Annotated in this window: 2 protein-coding genes and 1 pseudogene; all 3 read left to right on the forward strand. The window is 68.3% G+C overall.

Annotated features, from left to right (window positions below; all coding sequences use genetic code 11):
- The coding region (locus tag ACFVYE_RS46865; RefSeq protein WP_389609677.1) for an SDR family NAD(P)-dependent oxidoreductase at window positions 1-2,713 on the forward strand (2,713 nt) is incomplete at its 5' end.
- A gap of 15 nt (window positions 2,714-2,728) precedes the next feature.
- Window positions 2,729-6,607, forward strand: a pseudogene (locus ACFVYE_RS46870) (type I polyketide synthase); the annotation flags it as partial.
- Window positions 6,608-6,775: 168 nt separating this feature from the next.
- Window positions 6,776-8,745, forward strand: a 1,970-nt coding sequence (locus ACFVYE_RS46875; protein WP_389609679.1) for a beta-ketoacyl synthase N-terminal-like domain-containing protein, incomplete at its 3' end; no start/stop codon positions are given.

Below are 8,745 nucleotides of genomic sequence, written 5' to 3' on the forward strand. Positions count from 1 at the left end.
CGGCACCAACCCCAACTGGAACCACTACTTCCACAACACCGGCGCCCACCACACCCCCCTCCCCACCTACCCCTTCCAAACCAAGCGCTACTGGCCGAACCCATCAACGAGGGGCCCTCGCACGTCCGGGGCCGGCCACCCTCTGCTCGGCTCGGTCGTGGATCTGGCGCACAGCAACGGCGCAGTGCTCACCGGTCGACTGTCGAGTCAACTGCATCCTTGGCTGGCCGATCACGCCGTCTCGGGATCGGTCGTCCTTCCCGGGACCGCATTCGTGGACCTCGCTCTGCACGCAGCTGCGAGATCGGGTCGGCACGGCCTTGATGAGCTCACACTGGAGAGCCCTCTGATCCTTCCGGCGGAGGGTGCTGTCGAGCTTCAGGTCGCGGTGGGCGAACCAGGTGATGACGGGCTTCGCGAAGTGTCCGTTCACTCCCGGCCTGCGGACGGCGGCTCCTGGCAGTTGCACGCAACCGGTGTGATCAGTAAGGAGCAAGTCTCCGAGCCGTCGTGGTCCCTGCGTGCCTGGCCCCCTTCAGGGGCGGTCCAACTGCCCACTTCGGAGGCCTATGCGGCATTCGCGGACGCCGGGCTCGAGTACGGCCCCGTCTTCCAGGGCCTGCGCGCGGCCTGGCGGGTCGGTGAGGAGGTCGCTGTGGAGGTGGAACTTCTCGGCGGCGAGGATCAGGCTGCCGGTTACGGTTTGCATCCCGCTCTGCTGGATTCGGTGCTCCAAGGAGTCGGGGTCGACGGAATGCTCGGAGCGGACGGGCAGGCGCGGCTTCCGTTCTCCTGGGCCGGCGTGCGGACGTACGCCGACGGCGCTACTTCCCTCCGAGCCGTACTGTCGCCCCGATCCGAGGACACGATCGCGTTGCGCATCGCGGATCGGGCGGGGAATCCGGTCGCGGAGACCGAGCGGCTCGCGATGCGCAAGATCACCGGTGAGCACTTCGTGAACGGACAGCAGTCGCTCTTCGAGCAGATCTGGGTTCCGCGGGAGATTCCCGAGACAGCAGTGACCCTTGCCGTGCTCGGCACGGAAGAGGAGTCAGCGGATGCTACGCACGCCCTCCTGACGGTGAAGAACGGCGACAGCCTTGATCCCGAGGACGCGCTGATGACGACCGCGGACGTGCTCGACAAGATGTTGTCCCATACCGGCGAGCGCACACTCGTGGTCATGACCTCCCACGCGGTGGCCGTGGACAATGATCCCTCCGCGGCGGGCGCGGCCGTGTGGGGACTGGTGCGTGCCGCACAGGCTGAACAGCCGGGCCGTGTCGTCCTGGTCGATCTCGACGACGACGAGCGTTCACGGCAGGTACTTCCGTACGCCCTGACCAGCGGAGAACCGGAGTTCGCGCTGCGTCGCGGTGAGATCCGTGTCCCTCGGCTCGTTCCCGCAGCGGTAGGGCGGACAACTTTCCCGGATTGGCGTTCCAGCACGGTTCTGGTTACCGGGGCCGCCGGCTCGCTCGGCAGCCTTGTCGCACAGCACCTGGTCCAGAGGCACGGCGTGACCGATCTCGTCCTGGTCAGTCGTCATGGAGACGCGCCGGAGCCGGACGGTGCGTCGGTGACGCAACTGGCGTGCGATCTCACCGATCCCGAGGAGATCGCCACGGCGTTGACCGCGGTGCCCGCCCATCAGCCGCTCGCCATCGTGCACTGTGCCGGTTCCCTCGACGATGCCACGTTCGCGAACCAGACGCCTGAGCGTCTGCGCGCGGTGTTCGGGCCGAAGGCCACGGCCGCGTGGCACTTGCACGAGCTCACCCGTGACCGCGACGTCACGGCATTCGTCCTCTTCTCCTCCGCCGCAGCCACACTCGGCTCCCCCGGCCAGGGCAACTACGCCGCCGCCAACGCCTACCTCGACGCCCTCGCCCACCACCGCACCACCACCGGGCAGCCCACCACCAGCATCGCCTGGGGACCATGGACCACCGGCATGGCAGCCGGTGGTGACGACACGGACCGCAGGAGGCTGGCGGGCACCGGTCTCGTTCCGATCGATGAGGCAAGGGGACAAACTCTGTTCGACGCAGCGGTCTCGCTCGGCGACCCGGTCGTGTTCCCACTACCGGTCGACCGGGCGGCGCTTCGCCGCCGCGCCGCCGGCGCCGGACTGTCACCTCTGCTGCGGGACCTGGTCCCGCAGCAAGCGGGGCCCATGGCACCGACAGCGGTGCAGCGCCCGTTGGCCGAGGTGTTGCGTGGACTGCCACCGCACGAGCAGCGGGAACGGATCACGCAACTGGTTCTCAGCCGCACCATGGCCGTCGCGGGCCACGATTCGACCGAGGCGATCCCGATGGATCAGCCGTTTACCGATCGTGGATTCAACTCGTTGATGGCCGTCGAGTTGCGCGGTGCGCTCGACACGGCAACCGGTCTGCGCCTGCCCGCGACGCTGATCTTCGATCACCCGACGCCGGCAGCGCTGTGTGACTACCTGCTGACCCTCCTGCTCGTGCCGCACCAGCCCTCGGCGCCGGATGCGATCTTCGCAGAGATCGACCGGCTGGAGGCGAATCTCAAGCGGGTCGGTCAGGGGCACGCGGCGCAGGTGCGCAGCCGGCTGAAATCGCTGGTGAGCGCCTGGGAGAACGCCGGCAAGGATGCCCCGGACGCCGGCGCTGCCGAGCTGACCGCAGCGGATCTAGAGGACATGTTCGACATCATCGACGACGAGCTGGGCTTGTCCTGACAGAAGTGGCCTGATGTGAACGAGGACAAAACCCTCCAGTACCTCAAGCGACTCACCGCCGAGCTGCGGGACACCCGCCAACGCTTGCGCGCGGTCGAGGAGAGCAGCCACGAGCCGATAGCCGTGGTGAGCATGGCATGCCGCTACCCAGGCGGCGTGCGGACACCGGAGCAGTTGTGGGACCTGGTCGAGTCCGGGCAGGACGCCATCGGCGAGTTTCCCCGCGACCGTGGCTGGGACATCGGGTCGATGCGGCCGACGGCCGCTGACGACGCACAGAGCAGCGACACCCTGCAGGGCGGGTTCCTCTACGACGCGGCGGAGTTCGACCCTGAGTTCTTCGGCATCTCGCCGAGGGAAGCTGTGGCCATGGACCCACAGCAGCGGTTGCTCCTGGAGATAGCCTGGGAAGCCGTGGAGCGGGCTCGCATCGTTCCCGGCTCGCTGCGGGGCAGTCGCACCGGTGTGTTCGCCGGCGTCATGTACCACGACTACGCCGCGCGGCTGCCCCGGATCCCGGATCATGCCCAGGGGTATCTCGGCACGGGAAACTCCGGCAGCATTCTGTCGGGCCGGCTCTCCTACACGCTGGGGCTGGAGGGTCCGGCCGTCACGATCGACACCGCCTGCTCCTCGTCACTGGTGGCGCTGCACCTCGCTGTTCAGGCCTTGCGGCGTGGGGAGTGTTCGATGGCGCTGGTCGGCGGCGTGACCGTCATGGCCAGTCCGGCTCCGTTCATCGACTTCAGCCGGCAGCAGGGTCTCGCGTCCGACGGCCGGTGCAAGGCCTTCTCGAGTACTGCCGACGGCACCGGCTGGGCCGAGGGCGCAGGCGTTCTGGTCGTGGAACGTCTGTCGGACGCCCAGCGCAACGGTCATCCGATCCTCGCGGTGGTCCGTGGATCCGCTGTGAACCAGGACGGCCGCTCGAACGGACTCACTGCTCCTAACGGGCCGTCGCAGCAGCGGGTGATTCGCGACGCCCTGATCGATGCGAGCCTGAGAGCCGACCAGATCGATGTTGTCGAGGCGCACGGCACCGGAACCCGACTCGGTGACCCCATTGAGGCGCAGGCGCTGCTGGCGACCTATGGCCAAAACAGGGACCAGCCGCTGCGACTGGGCTCGCTGAAGTCCAACATCGGCCATACCCAGGCAGCTGCGGGCGTCGGCGGTCTGATCAAGATGGTCATGGCGATGCAGCACCGGATGCTGCCCCGCACCCTGCACGTCGAGACGCCCAGCAACGAGGTCGACTGGGGCTCCGGAGCCGTTTCCCTGCTCACCGAAGCGAGCGTCTGGTCCGAGCGGGACGGCACCCGCCGTGCGGGGGTGTCGTCCTTCGGCTTCAGCGGGACGAACGCGCATGTCATCCTCGAGCAATCACCCCCCGTGGAGGCGCCGACAGCCACCGTGCAGGCGCCACCCGTCGTCCCGTGGGTCCTGTCGGCGCGCGACGACGCCGCGCTGCGCGCCGCGGCGGCCCGGCTCGCGGACAGCCTCACACGGGACACCTCCACGCTCGATACCGGTTACGCGCTGGCCACCACCCGTGCAGCATTCGTCGAACGGGCAGTACTGCTGGGGGACGACCCGGACGAACAGCGCCAGGCTCTCGCCGCTCTTGCCCAAGGGACACCTCACCCCGCGGTCGTGACCCAGCGTGCGACGAGCACCGGCGTCGCCATGGTGTTCTCGGGTCAGGGAAGCCAGCATCCGGGCATGGGCCGCGAACTCTACGACGCCTACCCTGTCTACGCTCGCGCCTTCGACTCCGCCTGCGCGCACCTGGACCCGCTCCTGCCGCGCGCACTCCGGGAGATCGTGTTCGGCGACGACCCCGCATTGCTGGATCAGACGCAGTACGCCCAGCCCGCCCTGTTCGCAGTGCACGTCGCCCTCTACAGGCTCTGGGAGAGCTGGGGCATCACGCCCGCCGCCGTCATCGGGCACTCCATCGGCGAGATTTCCGCTGCACACATCGCCGGCGTACTCGACCTCGCAGACGCCGCGTCACTGGTCGCTCATCGGGGCAGACTGATGCAGTCGCTGCCCCGGGGCGGCGCCATGGTCGCCCTCAGCATCCCTGAGAACGACATCCTCCCCCATCTGCGCGGACACGAGGAAGCGGTCGGCATCGCCGCGGTCAACGGGCCGCAGTCGATCGTCCTGTCCGGCGACAGGACCACGCTCGAGGCCATCTCGGAACAACTCGACGGGCACAGGTCCACCTGGCTCCGCGTCTCCCACGCATTCCATTCCCCTCTGATGGAACCGATGCTCGAAGCGTTCCGCGACGCCGTTTCAGGACTGACGTTCTCTCAGCCGATGATCCCCCTCGTCTCCACGCTCACCGGCGCGCCACTCGAACACTGCACTCCCGAGCACTGGGTACGTCATGTGCGGGAGTCCGTCCGCTTCGCCGAGGCGATGGACCAGATCGCCGGCGACGTCTGCCTGGAGGTCGGCCCCGGGGCCACCCTGACCCCGCACCTCACCGGCATCGCGATTCCCTCACTTCGCCCCGGTACATCCGAGGCCAAGGCCATCGTCACCGCCCTGGCGCAGCTCACGGTCACCGGCTCGGACCCTGACTGGCAGGCATACTTCGAAGGCTGTGGCGCACGCGCCACCGAGCTTCCCACCTACCCGTTCCAGCGCCGGCGCTACTGGCTGGAGTCAGCAGCGCCCGCAGGTACCTCTGATCACCCATTCCTCGACACCGCAGTGGGTCTCGCGGAAGGTGGCCGCTTCCTCCTGACCGGACGCCTGTCGCTGACGGCCTACCCCTGGCTCGCCGACCACGCCATGCACGGCGAGATACTCCTGCCCGGCACCGCGTTCGTAGAACTGGCGTTGCAGGCAGCACGCCATGTCGGGCATGCACTCCTGGCCGAACTGGCCCTCGGTGCACCGCTCGTCCTCACCCACGGCCACGATGTACACCTCCAGGTCCTGGTCGACGAGGCGGACGCCGTCGGGCGGGCCGTGAGCATATTCTCCCGTTCCGCCGACGCCGCCCCGGACGAGCCATGGACCAAACACGCCGACGGTCGGCTCATCGCGACACCTGCCACCTCTGCTGAGAGCGATCTGCTTGTCTGGCCGCCGCCAGGGGCCACACCTCTCGAAACCGACTCCTGCTACAGCGACGGCACCGACCGGCACTACGGTCCGGCGTTCCGTGGCCTGCGCCACGCGTGGCGTCATGGCGACACCTTGTTCGGCGAGGTGGTTCCGGACGAGGCGCTGGAAGCGGACGCGGACCGCTTCGCGGTGCACCCGGCGCTCCTGGACGCGGCACTGCATCCTCTCGGCCTCGGATCTGTTCACCGCACGGACGGCGACACGCTGGTTCCTTTCGCTTGGAACGACGTGCTCGTACACAGGGTCCGTGCCAAGCGGCTGCGGGTGCGGATCTCGCCGATCGCGCCGGACGCCGTGTCTCTGCAGGTCGCCGACGAATCGGGCAGAACGGTGCTCCATGTCGGCCGCCTCACCATGCGCCCTCTGCGGCTCAGCGCCGGGCAGGTGAGGCATTCGCTGTTCCGTACCTCGTGGGTGCGCCTCGCTCCGTCGGCACCTGGTTTCGCTCCGGATGTGTCCTACCTCCGCCAGAGCGTGGCGAGCGGCGACGCGTTGGGCGCTGCTGCACGAACGCTGACGGCTCTGCAGCAGTGGGTGAGCAGCGAGCACGCCGAGACCGCTCGGCTGGTGGTGCTGACCACGGGCTCCCATCTGATGGACGAGGACACGTCACCTGACACCGGCGCAGCCCTGGCCAATGCGGCGGTATGGGGATTGGCACGGTCGGCTCAGTCCGAACATCCGGACCGGATCGTCCTGGCCGACGTCGACGATCCCGATGCGTCTTGGCAAGACGCGGTCAGCGCTGCCGTCGCCGCGGGAGAATCACAGATCGCGATCCGGCGCGGCGATGCGTACGTGCCGCGGCTCGTTCGCGTCGTCCCGGAGGCGACAGCCCGACCGGACTGGTCGGCCTCAACCGTCGTGGTCACCGGAGCCACAGGTGCACTGGCCGGTCTGATCGCCAAGCACCTTGTGTCCCAGTACGGTGTGCGCCATTTGCTCCTGGCCGCACGTCGCCCCGTCCCGGAGGGACTGGTGGACGACCTCGCTGCTGCTGGAGCGCACGTCACAACCGTGATCGGTGATCTGACGGACCGTGCCGATTGTGCCGCCCTGATGGACGCCGTTCCTGCCGGCCTGCCCATGGCGGTGGTCCATTGTGCGGGGGCCGTCGATGATGCGGTACTCGCCAACCAGACGCCCGGGCACCTGCAGCGTGCGTTCGGGCCGAAGGCCACGGCCGCCTGGCACTTGCACGAGCTCACCCGTGACCGCGACGTCACGGCATTCATCCTCTTCTCCTCCGCCGCAGCCACGCTCGGCTCCCCCGGCCAGGGCAACTACGCCGCCGCCAACGCCTACCTCGACGCCCTCGCCCACCACCGCACCGCCACCGGGCAGCCCACCACCAGCATCGCCTGGGGACCATGGACCACCGGCATGGCAGCCACCACCACCGTGCGCGCGGGGATGCGGCCTCTTCAGGAGGAAGAGGGGCTGGAGCTGTTCGACGCCGCGGTCTCGGCCGATGCCCCTGTTCTCGTCCCGATGCATCTCGACGCGCACACTGTCGCTGCCGATCACCTCTCCACTCCCCCTTTGCTGCGCGCGCTCGTGCCGGCGAAGGTGGCCAGCGCCGCGGCCAGGACTGGGTTCACCTTCGCGGAAAAGCTGCGGGCCATGTCTCCTGTGGACCGGGATGCTGCTCTGCTGACCCTCGTGCGCACACAGCTCGCGACCGTTCTTGGACATGCCGACCCACAATCCGTAGACACCAATCGTGCTTTCAACGAGTTGGGGTTCGACTCCCTGACCTCGGTGGAGTTCCGTAATCGCCTGAACGCGTTGACCGGGCTACAACTCCCGGCAACCCTGCTGTTCGACTACCCGCACGCCACGGTGCTGGTGGATCATCTACGGGACACCCTGTTCGGGACCGCCGTATCCGACTCCGCTCCCGCTTCCGCCACCACGTCCGACAGCGACCCCGTGGTTGTCGTCGGCATGGGATGCCGCTATCCCGGCGGTGTCAGTGGCCCGGAGGATCTGTGGCGACTCCTGGCGTCCGGGGAAGACGCGGTGACCGGCTTTCCGACGGACCGCGGATGGGACCTGCCCGGGATCCTCGATCCAGGCCGTTCCGGTGGTTCGTCCGCACGCGAGGGCGGGTTCCTCCATGACGCCGCCGACTTCGACGCCGCACTCTTCGGAATCTCCCCCCGCGAAGCACTCGCCATGGACCCCCAACAACGACTCCTGCTCGAAACCGCCTGGCAAACCCTCGAACACGCCCGGATCGACCCCACATCCCTCCGCTCCACCCCCACCGGCGTCTTCACCGGCATCATGTACAACGACTACGCCTCCCGCTTCACCACCGCACCCGACGAAGTCGCAGGCCACCTCGGAAACGGCAGCGCCCCAAGCATCGCCTCCGGACGCATCTCCTACACCTTCGGCCTCGAAGGCCCCGCCGTCACCATCGACACCGCCTGCTCCTCCTCCCTCGTCGCCGTACACCTGGCCGCCAACGCACTACGCAACGGCGAATGCACCCTGGCCCTCGCCGGCGGCGTCACCATCATGTCCACCCCCGGCACCTTCCTCGAATTCAGCCGCCAAGGCGGACTCTCCCCGGACGGACGCTGCAAAGCCTTCTCCGACGACGCCGACGGAACCGGCTGGGGCGAAGGCATCGGCCTGCTCCTCCTGGAACGCCTCTCCGACGCCCAAAAAAACGGCCACCCCGTCCTGGCCGTCATACGCGGCTCCGCCGTCAACCAGGACGGCGCCTCCAACGGACTCACCGCACCCAACGGACCCGCACAACAACGCGTCATCCGCCAAGCCCTCGCCAACGCAGGCCTCAAACCCTCCGACATCGACGCCGTCGAAGCCCACGGCACCGGAACCCGACTCGGCGACCCCATCGAAGCCCAAGC

This window comes from Streptomyces sp. NPDC058239 (assembly GCF_042882185.1).
In the GTDB taxonomy this organism is placed as follows: domain Bacteria; phylum Actinomycetota; class Actinomycetes; order Streptomycetales; family Streptomycetaceae; genus Streptomyces.